This window comes from Flavobacterium microcysteis (assembly GCF_006385255.1).
Classification (GTDB): Bacteria; Bacteroidota; Bacteroidia; order Flavobacteriales; family Flavobacteriaceae; genus Flavobacterium; species Flavobacterium microcysteis.
Genome location: NZ_VFJE01000045.1, coordinates 14,078 through 34,210, shown reverse-complemented (window position 1 = coordinate 34,210; position 20,133 = coordinate 14,078). Strand labels below are relative to the sequence as shown.

Here is a 20,133-nt window from a genome sequence, read left to right as displayed (position 1 = left end):
ATCAATCAACCTTTATAAAAATGCAGATGAAGAATAAGTCACTATTCAGTATTGTAATCGCAATAATTACACTTTACTCTTGCGGTAAAAAAGAACAGCAAATGCCTCCACAAGGGCCAGCGCCGTTTCCGGTACAGACTGTTGCAAAACAAGATGCAGTTGTTTATCAGGAATATACAGCTAATCTTGAAGGACAACAGAATGTTGAAATCCGTCCAAAAGTTAACGGATTTATCCAGAAAATATTTGTCGATGAAGGACAGGTTGTCAGAAAAGGACAACTATTGTTCAAATTAGAAACCCAAACTCAAAATGAAGATGCTTCTGCAGCAAAAGCAGCGGTTCAGGCAGCTCAAGTTGAGGTAGATCGTTTGAAGCCTCTTGTTGACAGAAAAATTATCAGCAACGTACAATTAGAAACAGCTAAAGCTAAGTTAGCGCAAGCTAAAGCTTCTTATGGAGCCATTGCAGCAAACATAGGTTTTGCAACAATCACATCACCCGTTGATGGAGTAATTGGAGGTCTTCCATTCAGAGAAGGTAGCTTGGTTAGTTCCACTAGCGAGATGCCTTTGACAACCGTTTCTGATACGAAAGTTATCCGTGCCTATTTCTCAATGAACGAGAAACAACTTCTGTTTTTCAACAAAACCTTTAAAGGAGCAACAACAGCAGAAAAACTAAAAGCTGCTCCGGAAGTTTCTTTGCTTTTGGTTGATAACACTGAGTACGACCAAAAAGGAAAATTGGCTACAATGAACGGATTGGTTAATCCACAAACAGGAACAACCCAGTTCAGAGCTGAATTCAAAAACCCAGAAGGAATCTTGAGAAGCGGCAGCAGTGGTATCGTTCGTTTGCCAATCGATGAGAAAAACGTAATGCTTGTGCCACAGAATGCAGTATTTGAAGTACAAGGAAAACAGATGCTTTATGTAGTTGGAAAAGACAACAAAGTAAAATCAAGAATTATCGAGACAAAAGGAACATCTGGATTGAATTTCATCGTGAGCGGAGGACTTGAAGAAGGCGAAGTAATCGTAATCGAAGGTGCTTCTAAGCTAAAAGATGATATGGAAATCATACCGCAACAAGGAAAACCGGAAGCAGCAGCAGCGGCTCCGGCAGGAAATGCTCCGGCAAAAGATTCTGCAAAAACAACTACACCATCAGCTAAAAAATAATTCTCAATGCTAAAGACATTCATAGAAAGACCAGTTCTTTCGACCGTAATATCGATCCTGATTACCATTTTAGGAATCTTGGGATTGATGTCCCTGCCGATAGAACAATATCCTGAGATCGCTCCGCCGACAGTTCAGGTAAATGCAACCTATACAGGAGCGAATGCTGAAACGGTACTGAACAGTGTCGTGACGCCGCTCGAGGAAGAAATCAACGGAGTAGAAGGAATGACCTATATGACTTCCTCTGCTGCAAACGACGGTTCTGCAAAAATCTCGGTATATTTCGAGCTTGGAGTTGATCCGGATATTGCTGCCGTAAACGTTCAGAACAGGGTTTCCCGTGCTACAAGTAAATTACCTCAGGCTGTTGTTCAGACAGGGGTTACAACGCTAAAAAGCCAGACCAGTGCCTTGATGTTCTTTGCACTTTATTCAAAAAATAAGCAATTCGACGAAACCTATATCCAGAACTACGCTAAAATCAACCTGGTTCCAAAACTACAACGTGTTAAAGGTGTTGGACAAGTAAACGTATTTGGTGCGAAAGATTACTCGATGAGAATCTGGATTGATCCAGAGAAAATGGCTACTTATGGCGTATTGCCAAAAGATATCCAAAATGCACTTCAAGAACAAAACGTAGAAGCAGCACCAGGTAAATTTGGTGAAAATGCTGAAGGAGTTTATGAATATGTAATCAAATATAAAGGAAGACTTTCTGTAATTGAAGATTACGAAAATATCGTAATCAAATCTACAGGTAACGGAAACTTCCTTCACCTGAAAGATGTTGCCACCGTAGAATTGGGTGGTTTCAACTACGGTACTAAAAACATTGCGATGGGCCAGGAAGGTGTAGCCGTTGGGGTATTCCAGACATCAGGTTCCAATGCGCAAGACATCATCACCGAAGTAATGTCGATTTTGGAACAAACAAAACCGGACTTCCCAAAAGGAGTAGATTATGTAATTCCATACAACACTAAAACATTCCTTGATGCATCAATCAGCAAAGTAATCTCTACTTTGGTTGAAGCTTTCATCCTGGTATTTATCGTAGTATTCTTATTCTTACAGGATTTCCGTTCTACTTTGATTCCTGCTATCGCTGTACCGGTGGCAATTATCGGAACGTTCTTCTTCCTGCAATTGTTCGGATTCTCGATCAACATGTTGACCTTGTTTGCAATGATCCTCGCCATTGGTATTGTGGTCGATGATGCCATTGTCGTCGTGGAGGCGGTGCACGCCAAACTCGACGAAGGAGCCAAATCCGGAAAAGAAGCTACGCTATCTGCGATGAGCGAAATCTCTGGTGCGATTGTTTCGATCACATTGGTAATGTCGGCAGTATTTATTCCGGTATCGTTCCTAAGCGGACCTTCAGGAGTATTCTACCAGCAGTTTGCGATTACGTTGGCGATATCGATTTTGATTTCGGCAGTAAACGCATTGACGCTGAGCCCGGCTTTATGTGCCTTGTTCCTAAAACCGCATAAAGATTCAGACCACCATAAAAAGAACCTAAAAGACAGATTCTTCCTTGCCTTCAATACAGGCTTTAACAAGATGAACGAGAAATATACAGGTTCGTTGCGATTCCTGGTAAGAAAAAGATGGGTAACAGGAATAGCATTATTGGTTTTCTGTGGTATTACTTATTTCTTATTCCAGACTACTCCATCAGGATTTATTCCTAACGAAGATAGAGGAATCATCATGGCAGATTTAACATTGCCTCCTGGAACAACATTAGAAAAGACACAAAAAGCGGTAGACGAATTAGACTCTATATTAGCGTCAATGGATATCGTTGAAGCTAGGATGAGCGTTGTCGGATTCAGTTTATTGAACAACGTAAACGGAGGTTCATACGCCTTTACGGTAATCAAACTGAAAGATTGGGCTTATCGTAAAGAAGCAAATCAGCAGGTTGATGCAGTTGTAGGTGAGCTTTTCGGAAGAACAGCACACTTTAAAGATGCAAGAGCCTTATTCTTTACACCTCCGAGTGTACAAGGTTTTGGTACTGCCGATGGTTTTGAATTCAAGATACAGGATAAAGGAGATGACGACTGGGCAACAGTAAGTAAAGTCAGCAATGAGTTCTTGGGTGAATTGATGAAAAGACCGGAAATCCAATATGCGATGACCAACTTTAACCCGAACTTCCCGCAATACCAAATGGATATCAATGTAGAAAGAGCAAAAGATGCAGGAGTATCTATTTCCGATATCTTCAATACGATGCAAGGATATTACGGAGGATTGTATACAACAGATTTCAACAAATTCGGTAAACAGTACCGTGTCATGATTCAGGCAAAACCATCAGACAGAGCTACTGAAGAATCGATTAATAATATTTATGTTAGAAATGCCAACAACCAGCAGGTAGCGATCAGCCAGTTCATCGATTTCAAGAGAATTTACGGACCAGAAGCTGTAGCAAGATTTAACATGCTTAAGGCAGTAAACGTAAACGGAAAAGCGAAACCAGGCTACAGTTCTGGAGATGCCATCAAGGCAATTCAGGAAGTTGCAGCGCAGCACTTGCCACAAAGTTATACGTATGAGTTCTCAGGTATGACCCGTGAAGAAATTTTGGCAGGAACACAAGCAGCAGGCGTATTCCTTTTGAGTTTGATATTTGTTTACTTCCTTTTGAGTGCGCAATATGAAAGCTACTTGGTTCCATTATCGGTATTGCTATCATTACCGGTAGGTATTGCCGGAGCAATCGGATTTGTGAAACTGGCAGGATTAGAAAACAACATCTACTTCCAGGTAGCCCTGATCATGCTTATTGGTCTCCTCGCGAAGAATGCCATTCTGATTGTGGAATTCGCCATCCAAAGGCGACGCCACGGAATGGATCTGATGCAGGCGGCTATCGAAGGAGCAAAAGCGCGTCTTCGTCCAATCTTGATGACCTCATTGGCCTTTATTTTTGGTCTATTGCCATTGGCTTTGGCATCTGGAGTTGGAGCAGTAGGTAACCGATCTATTGGTATGGGAGCTGTTGGAGGAATGTTAATCGGAACCATATTTGGAGTATTCGTAATTCCGGTATTGTTCGTGATCTTCCAATCATTGCAGGAAAGAATCTCAGGCAAGCCATTTGAAGAAAAACAGTCTGATGATGTTATACTTTTAAACGAAGAATATGAAGAATAAGATATATAAAATAGGTTTGCTTGTTTTCGCAGCAGCCGTAATGCAATCTTGTTTCGTTGCAAAGAAATATGAAAGGCCGGAACTAAAAACGCAAGATCTTTACAGAACAGAAGTGGTTTCTGCAGATTCTACGTCACTTGCAAATGTTTCATGGGATAAGATTTTTACTGACCCTATCTTGCAAGGCTATATCAAAAAAGGATTGCAGAACAATCTGGATATCCGAATTGCAATACAAAACATTGCAGCAGCAGAAGCTACAATGAAACAAGGCAAAGCAGGTTATTTCCCAACACTTTCAGGAAATGCTGACTGGACACACCAGCAGCTTTCTAAAAACAGCCAGTTGGGTGCTTTCTTGCAAGACCGAAGCACAGACCAATATCAGTTAACGGGAACACTTTCCTGGGAAGCTGATATCTGGGGTAAAATCAGAAGTAACAAGCGTGCAGCAAATGCAGCTTATCTTCAGTCTATAGCAGCCAATCAGGCGGTTAAGACACAGTTGATTTCAAGCATTGCTTCTACTTATTACCAATTGCTTTCTTTGGATGCCCAAATTAAGGTAGCAGAAGAATCGTTGATTAACAGAAATGAAAGCGTTGAGACAATTATTGCTCTTAAAGACGCGGGAAATGTAAATGAGGTGGGTGTAAAGCAGACGGAAGCGCAGAAATATGCAACTGAAATTATCATTGCAGATTTAAAGAACAACGTAATTATTTTAGAAAACACCTTAAGCAACCTTTTAGGTGAAGGATCTAAGAAAATAGAAAGAGGTACTTTCGAATCTCAGGTAATGCAGCCAGAAATTACGCTTGGCGTTCCGGCAACGTTATTGAGAAACAGACCGGACGTTATTGCGGCAGAATACAACCTGATTTCTACTTTTGAGCAGACAAATGTTGCAAGAAGTAATTTCTACCCTACGCTAAAAGTAACTGCAACAGGCGGTTTCCAAAGTATCGACTTACAGCAGTGGTTCAGTGCTAATTCGTTTTTCTCAAATGTTGTTACCGGATTGACACAGCCAATCTTTAACCAGAGACAAATCAGAACACGTTTCGAAGTGGCAAAAGCGAACCAGGAAAAAGCGTATTTGCAATTTGAGCAATCGCTGTTGATAGCTGGAAAAGAAGTTTCTGATGCTTTGGCACAGTACAACAATGAAACGGCTAAAATAACAATCCGTGAAAAACAAGTAGATGCGCTTAAAAAAGCAGCTGACTATTCAGATGAATTGTTAACATACGGTTTAGTGAACTATTTGGAAGTATTGACTGCAAAAGACAATGCTTTGAATACAGAACTAAATCTGATTGACAATAAATACAGACAATACAATGCCATTATCCAATTATATAGAGCCTTAGGTGGCGGATGGCAATAATATAGTTCCGCTTGCGGGATTATGATTGATTTTGTTTTTGTTCAAAACCACCGGACATTTCGATGTTCGGTGGTTTTTTGTTTTATGAAGCCTATTGGCATTGATTTTGGTGCTGGTTGAGAAACAATCTTAAAACAGTAGAGTATGAAAACAGATTTTTACACCAAAGCAGTTTTGACAATTATTGCCGTTTGCCTGACCGTATTGACGTTGCAAAATGTAGATATCATTCCAAAGGCTTATGCCGCAGAAAAAAAGAACAATCTGAATACCATTCCTGATAAAAATTATGCCTTGGTTCCCGTGAACGAAAATGGAACAATTGATGTAGTTATTAGAGGAATTAATACATCAGACGAATTAGATGTGAATATTGATGAGGTTGGCGGAATGTCCGTTTATCGTGCCATTCCAGTTAGGAACGAATAAGTTAAAGTATAGGTAAGAATAAATAGGGTTGCATTTTCTTAATCTAGTTCAAGTTTTCTAATCGGAATATTTTTGAAATTTGCTAAAAAGTAACTCCTATAAAAATGAAGACATTCTCTCAGGTTTTTTTAAGAACAGCTCTTTCAGTATCCTACTTGTCGGCAGTGGCTGACCGTTTTGGTATCTGGGGCGCACCCGGTAGCAAATCAGTAAGCTGGGGAAATTGGGACAATTTTCTGGCGTACTCCAATTCAGTCAATTCCTTTGCCTCTCCTGCAATAGGAACATTTTTGGCCTATGTAGCGACTGCTTTAGAAATACTATTGCCCGTATTGCTGCTTATCGGTTACAAGTTAAAATGGGTTTCCCTGTTTTCCGGAGTACTGCTTTTGGGTTTTGCAACGGCCATGACCATGAGTTTCGGATTAAAAGCTCCTTTGGACTATTCTGTATTCACAGGAGCGGCAGCTTCTTTTCTTTTGAGCACTTTGGATAGCTACAAATACAGTTTGGATTGTTTTTTAGCGAAAAACAAAGACGCATAACTTAACATAGCGGAAGCGCTAAAATGAGTATTTTTGTAAGTGGAGCAGCCCATATAGCCGCTTTGCAAGAATTGAGTTATGAGTTTCCTTGACGATAAAAAATTAGACAATCCCGTTTGGCATTCGGTATCCGAAAGTCATCGGGATTTTGCAATTGATTATAAAAATATAAAGTTTTACCATCCGGATTATTGCCCGTTTGGAGGTTTTGAAATCTCAAATGATACTTCAGATAGTATTGATGCCTATTCCTTGTTGGTAGATAGTTTTTTTGTTGTAGGAGAAAAACCCGTGTTGTCGGACAAACTGCTGCTGAAAAACGAGCTGATTTGCGCACAAATGATTGTTTCGGGTAAAATCCAAATGGAGTACAAGAATACAATTGTGCTATTGACACAAAAACACACCAAAGCCTTATTTGATTTAGTCAATCTTGTACAGCCGGGTTATTTTAAAGAGAAAACCGCCCTGCTAGGAAATTATTACGGAATCTTTGAAGAAGGCGAATTGATAGCCGTAACCGGTGAACGTATGAAAATGGATGATTTTGTAGAAATCAGTGCTGTTGTCACACATCCGGAACATACAGGAAAAGGCTTGGCAAAACAATTGGTCGCACATACAACCAATACAATAATTGAACAAGGAAAGACGCCTTACCTTCATGTTGTTGAAAGTAATCTAGGCGCTATAAAACTTTATGAAAAACTCGGTTTCACAACAAGACGGAAAATTAGTTTCTGGCATATTGCAAAATTGACAACATAAACCCATCATCTATTGCTATGATTTCTTTACACGATTTTATAACCGATTTCGATCTGGATTTTCCCTCTCAAGCAAATCTATTGCCTTGGGAAATAACCAATAATCTCAAAGAAATCTTGTATGGAATAATTTCAGACTTAGGCGATGAATATGAAATACAGGACGGGGTTGCCATTCACAAGACAGCAACAATAGAAAACGGAGTTGTTTTGAAACAGCCTGCAATAATCGGTAAAGATTGTTTTGTTGGAGCGAACGCTTATTTTAGAGAAGGCGTTTTTCTTGGCAAATCGGTTAAGATTGGCCCTGGATGTGAAATCAAGAACAGTATTATCAGTTCTGGAACGGCTATTGCGCATTTCAATTATGTTGGCAATAGTATCGTAGGAAACAATGTCAATTTCGAAGCGGGTTCAATCGCTGCCAATCATTACAATGAAAGGGCAATCAAAAATATATCTGTTCTTTATAGGGGACAGATCATCGACACAAAATCAGATAAATTTGGCTCGTTAATTGGAGATGATTCCAGAATAGGAGCCAATGCCGTATTATCGCCTGGAACGATATTAGAGAAAAATTCAGTCGTAAAAAGACTGGAATTGATAGAACAATATAAAATATAATGCAGTAGGAAAAATGATACTGAAAAATAAAATAGGAAGAATAACCATAGCAATAATGACAATCGTCTTATTATTGGTGACTATAAGACTGTCTGGACATAAACACTCGCTTGGTATTTTGGTACTGGCACTCTTCGGCTTTTATTTTGTGGCTTTTTAGATTGGAGCCATCCTAAAAGCAACCGAGGTTATAAGCAAGCCTCTTTTTTATGTTTTTATAGCGGTGTTATTCACTTCGTTCTCCTTGTTTTTCGTCTATCACCATAGCTATGACAGCCATAACGAAACCAGAAGCTTATTTTGTGGCTTTAACGGAGAATAATTTCTAATCACAGAACTTATAAGCAGTCGATAATTCATTCCTTTTCCCGGTTGGCACTATCTCATGCTTTTGGAATTTTTTTCCGGCTAAAACATCATTCAGGAAATTTAAAATAGTGTGGTGTTCTTTTTCAAAAAGATAACCGCTGTATTCATGTCCACCGCCGCAAAATGTATAAAGCGTTCCGGATTCATTCAGGTTTACAATATGGTTATAGATAGAATAAGAGCCAAAAAGCATTAACCATCCGGAAGCATCAGTTTTGCAATAATGATGCGGTGCTGTGCCATAAGGAACGGTCTTATCTCCGTTGCCGTGGAAGAAAAACATAGGAATCACGTTTGTTTTCGTAATAAGATTTAAGTCCATGATGGCTCCTGCGCCAGACACAAGTCCGGCATATTTAAATCCGGCAGGAAGCGAATTATCATACAGATTCATTGTTTTAAAATCCCAAAAGGCAGCATGGAGTACGGTTTCGGCTCCGGCACTAGATCCGGCAATAAATATTTTTGAAGTATCGATTCCATATTTTTCGCTGTTTTTGATAAAAAAAGAAGTCGCCAGCCATAAATCGTTTACGGCATATTGAAATGCCTTGATTTTTTCAGAAAGAACACCATCACAACTAAACTTTTTGCCTTTGGCATACAGAGTATAGGTTATCGTAGCGCTTGCATAACCGTTTTGAGCCATATAATTGCAAAGGCTATGGCCTGACTGTCTTTCGCCTCCTGAAAATCCGCCACCATGCACATATAAAAGTAACGGGAGCTTTTTGCCGGAAGTTTTTGCCGGCAGGAAGAGATCCAAATCCAGTTTCAGTGTGTCATTCTGGAAATAAGTCAATGTGGTCATCTTTTGTGCGCTTCCTTGATAGAAAGACAGCAGAAATAACAAGGCAATTAGGAAATTTTTCATTGTAATAGGGTAAAGCAGTATAGGTATTGGTTGAAATAGGAAATCTATTTCGGGATTATTCCCAGCTCTTATATGGATGATGGCTCAAAAACGCATTATAATAACGCTCGTCGTTTGTAACTTCATTGCCTAGCCAATCGGGTTTTTCAAAAGATTCGTCTTCAGATTTCAATTCAATTTCGGCAATAACCAAACCTTCATTTTCGCCAAAAAACTCATCTACTTCAAAAATATGACTTCCAGATTGCACCTCATAGCGTATTTTGTCAATAACACCCTTTTCGCAAAGCTGGATGAGATGTTTGGCCTCGATAAGCGGAATTTCAGTTTCCCACTCAAAACGAGAAACTCCAGATTCGTTTCCTTTTCCTTTAATGGTAAGAAAACCACTTTCTCCTTTAATTCTGATGCGGACTGTTCTTTCCGGATGACTGTTGAGATAGCCTTGGGCAATATGATTTTTGGTAAAAGCAAGTGATTTAAACTGGTCAGATTTGACTAGGAATTTTCTTTCTATCTCAAGCATGGTCTATCTTTTTATCAACGAAGTTACAATAAATGCGCTTCTATTTGTATTTTTACGTTGAAAGCTTAAGTTAAAACTCCATGAAAATTAGAAAATCGAAGCCAAAAATCTCCATTGCCTCTTTTTTGAAGCATTATTTTGATGAAAACCAGCTATGGAAGCTGGCAAATGATGAAATTGAATTGCTGGTACAGCTGGTGAGTATTATACGGCCAAAAAAGCCTAAAGCAGTTCAGGTTGTCGATATTCAGAAATTGCTGGAATTCCTCCAGAAAAATGATTTCATACGACTGCAATTTTCTTACTATGTAAAAGAACTGCTCCACAACAAAAAATTCAATAAATTCCTTTCCGACGCGGGAATTCTCCGTGACGTTGATTTTATATTTGAAGTCCGAAAAAGGATTTTCTCCAAATTGCTGCCTTACCAACCGAATAAAGATTCGTTGGAATATATTTTAAATCAGGTTTTTTATTTGCCAACCGACACGATTTGGGTAAACAAAATCCCGATTTTACAAATTGAAGAACTCCATGATCTGTTGCTTTTTAAGCCGATTTATGATACTGTAGAAGAAAAATCGGTATTGTCTGAAATGCTGCTTTCTATGAGCATTATTACACAGCGCATCAGCGGTCGTGCTATGGAAACAGATGTCATAAAAATGGTTCCGGAATATGATAATCTTGAAAGCCCTTTTGCTGCTTTTGAAAAAGAACTTCATCAGATTGATGATACGATCAGAAATGGGGAAAGCAATCATTTTATTACTTCTTCAGACCTCTATTACAAACAGCTATTGATATTGCATAAACAATGCAATGATTTTGTAGAAAAAGCTTTTGCCAATTCCTCAAAATATGGCATTTCGCTTCGTGTAAACCAAAATTTGCTCAGAATACGCCAGCAGCTTTACCGACTAAAAGTGCTGATTCCGCTTTTGGTTGTTGACAGGGAGGAGAACAAAAAAAATAACGGCATACAACTCGCCCTTAAGCTGATAAGATACAACTGCTATAAAAATGATATCAGAGACCTGGTAAACGAAAGTACGCAGCTGTTGTCGTATGAAGTTACCCAACATACTGCAAAAACGGGAGAAAAGTATATTACAGAAACGCGACAGGAATATTTCAAGATGTTCAGGGCGGCTTTGGGCGGCGGACTGATTGTTGGTATTTTATGTATCATAAAAGTAATGCTGGGCAAGGTAGAGACCAGTGGTTTTGGGCATGCTTTTTTATATAGCATGAATTATTCGATTGGATTTATCGCTATTTATCTCTGCGGATTTACACTGGCCACAAAACAGCCAGCCATGACGGCATCGGCATTGATTAGGGCTTTGGAACAAGGGATGAAAAAACAAGGGAATTCTTCTGAAAAGCATCAGGCGTTCGCGGTGTTTTTTGCACGAGTTTTCAGATCGCAGTTTATTGCTTTTGTAGGGAATGTTATCATGGCATTTCCGGTTGCGCTATTGGGAATCTGGTTGATTGATTATGCCTTTGAATACAATATAGCCGCTTCTAAATGGACAAAATTGCTAACAGATATAAGTCCGGTTCATTCGCCGGCCATTTTCCATGCAGCCATTGCCGGAGTATTTCTTTTTCTTTCTGGTATTATTTCCGGAAGTATTGCCAATAGAGACAAACACCATCAGGTGTATTACAGAATACAGGAACATCCGGTGCTGAAAATGACTTTTGGCAGGCAAAAGACAAAAAAACTCGCTGATATTTATGAAAAGAAATGGGCGGGCATTATCTCAAACTTCTGGTTTGGGGTTTTTATGGGCTCAACAGCCTCTATTGGGTTGTTTTTTGGATTAAATCTGGATATCAGGCACATTACTTTTGTGAGTGGAAATTTAGCTTTAGGACTTTATGGAGCCGATTTTATGGTAGCTTTGTCATTAGTAACCTGGTGCGTCATAGGTATTGGAGTTATTGGATTGGTCAACTTCTTAGTGAGTTTTGCATTGTCTTTAGGGTTGGCTTTCCGTTCCAGAAATATTCCGTTGCGTGAAATTCGATTTGTTATCTCGTCAATCTGGAAACATTTCAAGAAGAAACCGATGAGTTTCTTTTTCCCATCTGAAAGTAAGATAAAAACACAGGTTGAAGAAGAGTACCTGACTTCTGACACAAAAAAATAAAAGATGATTATTAGAGAGTATACCGATTCTGACAAACACAGATTATTGGAACTGTTAAAGCTGAATACGCCAGAATTCTTTTCTCCAAATGAAGAAAAGGATCTGTTGTATTATTTAGATAATGAAGCGGATAACTATTTTGTTCTCGTTATGGAAGACAAGGTTGTTGGATGTGGAGGTTTTAATCTGACAGAAGATGGCAAAACGGCAAAAATATCATGGGATATCTTCGATCCATCCTATCAAGGAAAAGGATTAGGTAGCGCTTTGACCCAATTCAGAATTGAAAAGATAAAAGAAAATAAAGAGATTAAGACTTTATCAGTCAGAACATCACAGCTGGTTTATCCGTTTTATGAAAAATTTGGACTTCAACTCAGAGAAGTTGTCAAAGATTTCTGGGATGAAGGCTTTGATTTGTATCGATTGGATTGTGATATAGAGTCAATCTGATATATTGGCAGTTGGGATTATGGAGGAGCAGGAACATATTCAGAATTGTAAAATCATCCATGTTGATATGGATGCCTTTTATGCTTCTGTAGAACAGATGGATAATCCTGAATTGAGAGGGAAACCTATTGCTGTTGGCGGTGGTGGAAGCAGAGGTGTTGTAGCTGCTGCAAGTTATGAAGCCCGAAAGTTTGGCGTACGAAGCGCCATAAGTGGTTATCAGGCTAAAAAAAACTGTCCCGACCTGATATTTGTAAGGCCAAGGTTTGAACGTTATAGGGAAATCTCTGAAAAGATACGCCAGATTTTTTTTGATTATACAGATCTTGTCGAGCCGCTTTCTCTTGACGAGGCCTATCTGGATGTTACCGTAAATAAAAAAGGCAATCCCAGTGCGACATTAATCGCCCAGGAAATCCGCAAAAGGATATTGGATGAAGTAGGGTTGACAGCATCTGCTGGAATTTCCATAAATAAATTTATTGCCAAGGTAGCTTCTGATTTTAATAAGCCCAACGGACAAAAAACAGTCAATCCTGATGAAGTCCTGACTTTTCTGGAAGAACTCCCGATACGGAAATTCTATGGAGTTGGTAAAGTGACTACAGAAAAGATGTATCAGTTAGGAATCTTTACAGGAAAAGACCTAAAGGAAAAACCGGTTGACTTCCTGATCAAGCATTTTGGAAAATCCGGAGCCTTTTATTATGCCGTTGTTCGAGGCATTCATAATAGTGCCGTAAAGCCGGAACGCATAGCGAAATCCGTAGGTGCAGAGCATACGTTTCATGAAAACCTGACTTCGGAAATTTTTATGATGGAACGTCTGGAAGCGATTGCGGCGATTTTAGAGCGAAGATTAAAGAAATATGATATTTCCGGTAAGACGGTTACGTTAAAGATAAAATACAGTGATTTTTCATTGCAAACCCGAAGCAAGACAATGCCTTACTTTATTTCTGACAAAAGCCTGATTCTGGATGTCGCCAAAGAATTGTTATACCAGGAAAAAATGAAAGATTCTGTTCGCCTGCTTGGAATTTCGCTTGGAAATTTAAACACAGAAGTAAAAAAGACAGTGGCCGTTCAGTTGAAGTTTGACTTTTAATTTTTTGATTTTTGATTTAAGATTTTTGACTTCCGAGATCTAAAATCCCAAATCCCAAATCTAAAATCCTAAATTTAAAATCCTAAATCTAAAATCTTAAATCTTAAATCTTAAATCAAAAATCTTAAATCAAAAACAGGTTTCCATCAAAGATTTATATTTGCTAAAATTATCACCATGTTAGAGTTAAACAAATATGAAAATGCACAAATGGAACATTCTGCCACGCAGGATGATATTCCTATGCCTTTGTATTCCTGGGATTTTTTTGGAGATTATTTGGAGCAGCTAAAGATTTCACTTTCTGATTTGTCAAAATTAAAGACGCTTTCAAAATCAAATCAATGGAGGTTTAATTGGAATTTTGAAGAAGAGCTGCGAAAAGACCATGTAGTGGTTGTGACAGACAATCTTTTGAATATCGTATTTGCTTCAGAAAATATTATTGGGATGACAGGCTATGCTACAAAAGAAGTGCTTGGAAAAAGCCCAAAATTGTTTCAGGGAACTAAAACTTCTAAAAATGACCTCAGGTTTATTCGTGAAGCCATTGATGCTAAAATTCCTTTTGAAAAGACAATTGTCAATTACAAGAAAAATGGTGAAACCTATTCTTGTCATATTAAAGCCTTTCCTGTTTTCAATCGCAAAAAACAGGTTGTGAATTTTATTGCATTTGAAAAAGCAGCTTAAAATTTCTTGTTATAAGCCGTTTTTTTCTTTTCAAGTCTCCTTAGTTTAATTTTTCCTAAAACATTTTTCTTTGTGTCTCTGAGCCTTTGCGAGCGAAATTTTCACGCAAAGGCGCAGAGACGCAAGGCTTATGTATGAAAATTCCTTTGTAAATAAACGACTGGTTTAATCGTTAAAGTTTTTCTCCCCTGAAAAAAAGGGGAAATTTCCCCTTGTCTCGTTTATGCCATCAGTATAGCTTTGTAACATAATCACAGGCATTGGGAATTTACATGAATTGCACAAGTTCTTCCCAAACAATGTGTCGTTGAATTATAATGGGGGTGTATGACTTTTTGCAAACAGGGTTAGTGGCTGTTCTGCAAAAGTCATCTGGAAAAAAAAAGGTTTGACGAAAGTCAAACCTTTTTTGATTTTAATAGTTTTTTATTTTTAGTTTCTGCTCGAAAGCTTAGAAAGCAATCTTAGAAATTCAATATAAAGCCATACTAGCGTAATCATTAATCCCATAGCTCCAAACCATTCCATGTATTTAGGCTGGCGGTTTTTTGCTCCTTTTTCGATCAGGTCAAAATCCAGGAATAAATTCAAAGCAGCAATAATAATTACAACAACGCTGATTCCGATACTCATTGGTGAATTACCATAATGTACAGGAACAAAACTGGTAAACATAGCAAGCAGCCAGGAAATAAGATAGTAGGTAGCAATAGCTAATGTAGCAGCAATAACTACAGATTTGAATTGCTCGTTTACTTTTACAATCTGATATTTATAGAGACCAAAGCACACTAAAAACGTTACTAACGTAGCGCCAACAGCTTTGATTACAATTCCAGGATACATAGCTTCAAATACAGCCGAAATACCTCCAATAAATAATCCTTCAACTAAAGCATAAGCCGGAGCCAAATACGGAGAATATTGCGGTCTGAATGATGAAATTAAGACAAGTACGAACCCAATGATTGCTCCTCCAATTGCAAAAGGAAGCGGGTTAAAACCATTAAAAGCCATCCACCATGTTAAAGAAGCAGTAGCAGTTAATAGCAAAAGCATAAAGAAGCTCTTGTTGATGGTTCCTGAAACAGTCATTTCCTGACCGTAATCAATTAAAGTGTTGTTTTCGTCATGGCTATAAGAATGAACAGTCGGTTTGCTGAAATTCTTGTTACCTAAAAATGGATTATTTGACTTAAAATTCATGATTTTTTGTTTTAATATCAGCCCAAATATAATTTTTTCTTTTCTATTTTCCCGGTTACAGCAATAAAAAATCCGTTAGGGCTGCTAACGGATTTGATTTTTATCTTGTTTCCTGTCTATTCTATTTCAGAAACTCTCAACGTGTTTACCATACCTTTATCGACTACCGGCATTGCGGCAAGATTGATAAGGAAATCGCCTTTGTCAACAAATCCTTTTTCTCTTGCGATTTCGTTGACATCCGTAACGGTATCATCCGTACTCACAAACTTGTCATAATAGAATGAATTTACGCCCCACAAAAGATTCAATTGCGTCAGGATCTTTTTGTTCGATGTAAAGACCAAAATATGGGATTGTGGTCTCCAAGCCGAAATCTGGAAAGCTGTATAACCACTATTGGTTAGCGTACAGATTGCTTTCGCCTTAATTACGTTGGCCATCAAAGCCGCATGATGACAGATGGATTTCGTAATAAAACGTTTCGTTCTGATTTGTGGCGTATTTTGAGGTACTTGAATTAGTGGAGAATCTTCCACGGCTTCAATAATCTGTGTCATTTTTTCAATTACCTGTACCGGATAGTTTCCTACAGAAGTTTCTCCTGAAAGCATAACGGCGTCAGCACCATCCATTACAGAATTGGCTACGTCGTTTACTTCGGCACGGGTAGGCGTAAGGCTTGTAATCATTGTTTCCATCATTTGAGTAGCAATAATTACAGGGATACGGGCCGTTTTAGCTCTGTGGACTAATTTTTTCTGGATTAAAGGTACTTCTTGTGCTGGAATTTCAACACCAAGGTCACCTCTGGCTACCATCAAACCGTCGCAAAAAGCAACAATCTTATCTATATTTTCAACACCTTCCGGCTTTTCGATTTTAGCAATAATCGGAATTTTATGTCCTGAGTTTTTAGAAATCAGGTCTTGCAGTTCCTGAAGATCTTCTGCTGTTCTTACAAAAGAAAGTGCAATCCAATCCACCTGATTTTCTATAGCAAAAAGAGCATCCTTAATGTCTTTTTGTGTCAAGGCAGGTAAAGAAACTTTAGTATTTGGAAGGTTTACACCTTTTTTAGATTTTAGAGGTCCGCCTTGAATAACTCGGCAAACTACTTCTGAAACACCATTGGTTTCAATGGCTTCAAACATTAATTTTCCGTCGTCAAGAAGGATTTTTTCTCCTGGGTTTACATCGGCAGGGAATTGTTTATAGTTCATGTAGACTCTGTCGGCTGTTCCAGGAACATCTTCGGCAGTCTGGAATGTAATGATATCTCCTTTGCTGACAACGACATCTTCTTTCATCACTCCAACACGGAGCTTAGGACCTTGAAGGTCGGCTAAAATAGCGGTATTATATCCAAATTCATCATTCAGTTCGCGGATCATATCTATTCGGGCTCTCACATCGGTGTAATCTGCATGGGAAAAGTTAATCCTAAATACATTTACTCCAGCATCGATCATGTCTTTAAGGACATCTTTGGTGCTGCAGGCGGGGCCTAATGTAGCTACGATCTTTGTTTTTTTTCTTGTCGACATTATTAGAAAATTAAGTTGTTTTTAGATTTTATATTGTCTGGAATCACTTCATAGACAGTAGTGATCCATTCGATTTTATTTAATTGTTGTACAATCTCTTCGATTTCAAAAGTGCTGCAGTTGTTTTCTATCTTCAAAAAGTAGTCCACTTTTTTGAGTTCAGGAAGGAGATATACTTTAGTGGCAATTTCTACATTTTCGTCTAAAAAGAGATCCTGTTTACCGCTTTTTTTATGGGTAATAATCTCATTTTTGTTTTGAACCAGACTCCATTGGATGTCTTTTGACGTATCATCATAGCTGAATTTTGTAAACGCAGCTTCTCCTTCTTTGGTCGTAATGCCAATCTCGTCATTGCTTCGACTTAGGAGAATAGGTAATTGCTGATTGATGAAGAAAGCCAATCTGAAATCTTCTAATGAAGTGTGGATAGCAATAAGCTCATAATCAACCTCATCAAATTCGTCAAGATGTAACTTATGGATGCCCATATTGAATTTAAATAAGTCGTAAATATAGCTATATTTGATGAGGAATTATATAAAATACAATTAGGTTAACGTTAATTTATCAACGAAAACGATATAGTTTTAAGATATTTCTAACTATTTGCTGTTTATTTTTTCCTGAAAAGCAAAGTAGGCTCTTTGGGAAGCTTTTTCTTCGGCTTTCTTTTTTGAAGTTGCTCTGGCTTTGGCTACTACTTTATGGTCAATACTTAGCTTGACCCCAAAGAAACGCTGGCCGTCAATGCCATTGTCTTCATAAACATCATAATGGAATGCTTTTTTTTCTTTCTGGCACCATTCAATAAGCAAGCTTTTGTAGCTGATGACTTTACCTTCGAGTTTGGCAATATCTACATAAGGAGAGATGACTCTTTTTTTGATGAATTTTTCGCAATAATTATAGCCTTTATCAAGATAGATGGCTCCTATAAGTGCCTCGAATATATTTCCGTGTATGTTTTCTCCAAAATGTTGGGCAGGTACTTTGCTTTCGATAAAACGAATCAGGTTGAGGTCACGACCAAGCTCGTTCAGGTGCTCACGGCTTACTATTTTAGAACGCATTTTTGTAAGATATCCTTCGTCTCCTGAAGGAACCTGATTGAATAAGTGAGCGGCAATTACAGAGCTCAGCATAGCATCACCCAAAAATTCCAGGCGTTCGTAGTTAATCTGATTTCCGTCGGCATCTAGCTTGTTGGAAGAACGATGCGTGAAAGCTCTTCGGTAACACTCCAGATTGACAGGTTTGAAACCTAGTATTTTATTGATATCACTAAAAAAAATCCCGTCTTCATGAGAACGGGAATTTGGAAATATTTTTCTGATGATGTTCATCCGAATATTATAGTTCTAGTTTTTTAACCAAAACGCAAGCATTGTGTCCACCAAAACCGAAAGTATTACTCATTACTACTTTCATGTCTCTTTTTTGAGCCTTATTGAATGTGAAATTCAATTTTGGGTCAATGTTTTCATCATCCGTAAAGTGGTTGATGGTTGGAGGAACGATACCGTGTTTGATCGATAAGATAGAAGAAATTGCTTCGATAGCTCCAGCAGCTCCTAATAAGTGTCCTGTCATCGATTTGGTAGCATTCAAATTCAAAGTATAAGCATGCTCGCCAAATACGTGCTGAATAGCTTTAGATTCAGCGATATCTCCAAGTGGAGTAGAAGTTCCGTGCATGTTAACGCCATCTACATCTTCCGGTCTTAGACCAGCATCTCTAAGGCAGTTAAGCATTACGTTTTTAGCGCCTAATCCTTCCGGATGCGGTGCTGTGATATGATGTGCGTCAGCAGACATTCCGCCACCGCCTATTTCGCAATATATTGTAGCGCCACGGGCAATAGCGTGCTCGTATTCTTCAAGAACCAAAGCTCCCGCTCCTTCGCCTAAAACAAATCCTTCACGGTCTTTGTCCATTGGTCTTGAAGCTGTTTTTGGGTCGTCATTACGAGTTGAAAGCGCATGCATAGCGTTAAATCCACCCATACCTGCAATAGTCACAGCGGCTTCAGAACCTCCGGTAACCATTACATCAGCATGATTCAGACGGATGTAATTGAAAGCATCAATAAGCGCATTGGTAGAGGAAGCACACGCAGAAACTGTCGTGAAGTTAGGTCCTCTGAAGCCATATTTGATAGAAATATGTCCGCCAGCGATATCAGCAATCATTTTTGGTATAAAGAAAGGATTGAATTTCGGAATGCCGCTTCCTTTTGTAAAGTCCATAACTTCCTGTTGGAAAGTTTCAAGACCTCCGATTCCAGAACCCCAAATTACACCGACTCTGTCTTTGTCTAATTTGTCAAGGTCGAAATTGGCATCTTTTACAGCCTCGTCAGACGATACTATGGCATATTGTGCATAACGATCCATCTTACGAGCTTCCTTGCGGTCTATAAAATCTTCTGCATTAAAGTTTTTCAGCTCGCATGCAAATTTAGTTTTGAAATGAGTGGTATCAAAATAAGTTATAGGAGCAGCACCGCTAACACCATTGATAAGTCCATTCCAATATTCCTGAACGGTATTTCCAATGGGTGTCAAGGCACCTAAACCAGTTACTACGACTCTTCGTAATTTCATACTTATAATTTTATAGTTATAAATTTATATAAAAAATACCCATGCTTTCTTCTTAGTCATAAAAAAGAGACAGGGGTATTGCATAATATCTTAATGATTGAAAGCAATCAAATTGAATCTTTTGTAAAAATAATAACTCCCGTGGATTCTCAAGGAAAACACGGGATGTCAATTGTTATTATTTTTTTGCTTCTTCTATGTAAGAAATTGCTTGACCTACAGTAGCAATGTTTTCAGCCTGGTCGTCTGGAATTTGGATGTCAAATTCTTTTTCGAATTCCATAATAAGCTCAACAGTGTCTAATGAATCAGCTCCTAAATCATTTGTGAAGCTAGCTTCTGTTACAACTTCGTTTTCGTCAACGCCTAATTTGTCTACGATAATCGCCTTAACTCTTGATGCAATGTCTGACATAATCTTTTAATTTTTGAATTTAATTGTTGGCAAAAATAAAAAACTTTATTT

19 protein-coding genes are annotated in these 20,133 nt (G+C 38.4%); 11 read left to right on the top strand and 8 right to left on the bottom strand.

The annotated features are described in order from the left end of the window. Positions 1-26: 26 nt before the first annotated feature. From FJA49_RS00400 to FJA49_RS00370, 7 genes are all read left to right on the top strand, one after another. The gene (locus tag FJA49_RS00400) at positions 27-1,184 is read left to right on the top strand and encodes an efflux RND transporter periplasmic adaptor subunit (RefSeq protein WP_139997702.1); all 1,158 of its coding nucleotides are present in this window, start codon (positions 27-29) and stop codon (positions 1,182-1,184) included. Positions 1,185-1,190: 6 nt separating this feature from the next. Then, positions 1,191-4,364, top strand: coding sequence for an efflux RND transporter permease subunit (locus FJA49_RS00395; RefSeq protein ID WP_139997700.1), 3,174 nt, complete (start codon positions 1,191-1,193; stop codon positions 4,362-4,364). Further along, complete coding sequence (locus FJA49_RS00390; RefSeq protein ID WP_139997698.1) at positions 4,354-5,754, top strand: efflux transporter outer membrane subunit; 1,401 nt, start codon at positions 4,354-4,356, stop codon at positions 5,752-5,754. Before FJA49_RS00395 ends, FJA49_RS00390 begins: the two co-directional genes overlap by 11 nt. 144 nt (positions 5,755-5,898) lie before the next feature. Beyond that, positions 5,899-6,183, top strand: a complete 285-nt coding sequence (locus FJA49_RS00385; protein ID WP_139997696.1) for a hypothetical protein — start codon at positions 5,899-5,901, stop codon at positions 6,181-6,183. A gap of 104 nt (positions 6,184-6,287) precedes the next feature. Next, a complete protein-coding gene (locus FJA49_RS00380; protein WP_139997694.1) occupies positions 6,288-6,728 on the top strand; it encodes a DoxX family membrane protein in 441 nt (146 codons plus the stop codon). A 78-nt stretch (positions 6,729-6,806) separates the two neighbouring features. After that, the gene (locus FJA49_RS00375; RefSeq protein ID WP_139997692.1) at positions 6,807-7,496 is read left to right on the top strand and encodes a GNAT family N-acetyltransferase; all 690 of its coding nucleotides are present in this window, start codon (positions 6,807-6,809) and stop codon (positions 7,494-7,496) included. A 17-nt stretch (positions 7,497-7,513) separates the two neighbouring features. Beyond that, positions 7,514-8,122 (top strand): DapH/DapD/GlmU-related protein, encoded by a 609-nt coding sequence (locus FJA49_RS00370; protein ID WP_139997690.1) that lies wholly within the window; start codon positions 7,514-7,516, stop codon positions 8,120-8,122. A 325-nt stretch (positions 8,123-8,447) separates the two neighbouring features. On the opposite strand, the gene FJA49_RS00365 is transcribed toward FJA49_RS00370, so the two are convergent. Further along, positions 8,448-9,365 carry an alpha/beta hydrolase gene (locus FJA49_RS00365; protein WP_139997688.1) on the bottom strand — a complete coding sequence of 306 codons (918 nt, stop codon included), beginning with the start codon at positions 9,363-9,365 and terminating at the stop codon, positions 8,448-8,450. 55 nt (positions 9,366-9,420) lie between these two features. Next, positions 9,421-9,891, bottom strand: coding sequence for a CYTH domain-containing protein (locus FJA49_RS00360; RefSeq protein WP_139997686.1), 471 nt, complete (start codon positions 9,889-9,891; stop codon positions 9,421-9,423). A gap of 80 nt (positions 9,892-9,971) precedes the next feature. On the opposite strand from FJA49_RS00360, the gene FJA49_RS00355 reads away from it, so the two are divergent. The 4 genes from FJA49_RS00355 (at position 9,972) to FJA49_RS00340 (ending at position 14,307) form a co-directional block, all read left to right on the top strand. Next, positions 9,972-12,053, top strand: coding sequence for a site-specific recombinase (locus FJA49_RS00355; protein WP_139997684.1), 2,082 nt, complete (start codon positions 9,972-9,974; stop codon positions 12,051-12,053). A 3-nt stretch (positions 12,054-12,056) separates the two neighbouring features. After that, positions 12,057-12,506, top strand: a complete 450-nt coding sequence (locus tag FJA49_RS00350) for a GNAT family N-acetyltransferase (protein WP_139997682.1) — start codon at positions 12,057-12,059, stop codon at positions 12,504-12,506. 19 nt (positions 12,507-12,525) lie between these two features. After that, positions 12,526-13,614 (top strand): DNA polymerase IV, encoded by a 1,089-nt coding sequence (gene dinB / locus FJA49_RS00345; protein WP_139997680.1) that lies wholly within the window; start codon positions 12,526-12,528, stop codon positions 13,612-13,614. A 177-nt stretch (positions 13,615-13,791) separates the two neighbouring features. Then, on the top strand, positions 13,792-14,307 hold the full coding sequence (locus tag FJA49_RS00340) for a PAS domain-containing protein (RefSeq protein ID WP_233590042.1): 516 nt from the start codon (positions 13,792-13,794) through the stop codon (positions 14,305-14,307). A 432-nt stretch (positions 14,308-14,739) separates the two neighbouring features. On the opposite strand, the gene FJA49_RS00335 is transcribed toward FJA49_RS00340, so the two are convergent. The 6 genes from FJA49_RS00335 to FJA49_RS00310 all read right to left on the bottom strand — a co-directional run bounded on the left by FJA49_RS00335 (position 14,740) and on the right by FJA49_RS00310 (position 20,082). Beyond that, positions 14,740-15,513, bottom strand: a complete 774-nt coding sequence (locus FJA49_RS00335; RefSeq protein ID WP_139997678.1) for a Bax inhibitor-1/YccA family protein — start codon at positions 15,511-15,513, stop codon at positions 14,740-14,742. 116 nt (positions 15,514-15,629) lie between these two features. Next, positions 15,630-17,060, bottom strand: coding sequence for a pyruvate kinase (pyk, locus tag FJA49_RS00330; protein WP_139997675.1), 1,431 nt, complete (start codon positions 17,058-17,060; stop codon positions 15,630-15,632). Positions 17,061-17,062: 2 nt separating this feature from the next. Next, the gene (locus FJA49_RS00325; RefSeq protein WP_139997673.1) at positions 17,063-17,551 is read right to left on the bottom strand and encodes an IPExxxVDY family protein; all 489 of its coding nucleotides are present in this window, start codon (positions 17,549-17,551) and stop codon (positions 17,063-17,065) included. 114 nt (positions 17,552-17,665) lie between these two features. Further along, positions 17,666-18,406, bottom strand: a complete 741-nt coding sequence (rnc, locus tag FJA49_RS00320; protein ID WP_139997671.1) for a ribonuclease III — start codon at positions 18,404-18,406, stop codon at positions 17,666-17,668. A 7-nt stretch (positions 18,407-18,413) separates the two neighbouring features. Beyond that, complete coding sequence (gene fabF, locus FJA49_RS00315; RefSeq protein ID WP_139997669.1) at positions 18,414-19,667, bottom strand: beta-ketoacyl-ACP synthase II; 1,254 nt, start codon at positions 19,665-19,667, stop codon at positions 18,414-18,416. 178 nt (positions 19,668-19,845) lie between these two features. After that, complete coding sequence (locus FJA49_RS00310) at positions 19,846-20,082, bottom strand: acyl carrier protein (protein WP_007137004.1); 237 nt, start codon at positions 20,080-20,082, stop codon at positions 19,846-19,848. Positions 20,083-20,133: the final 51 nt, after the last annotated feature.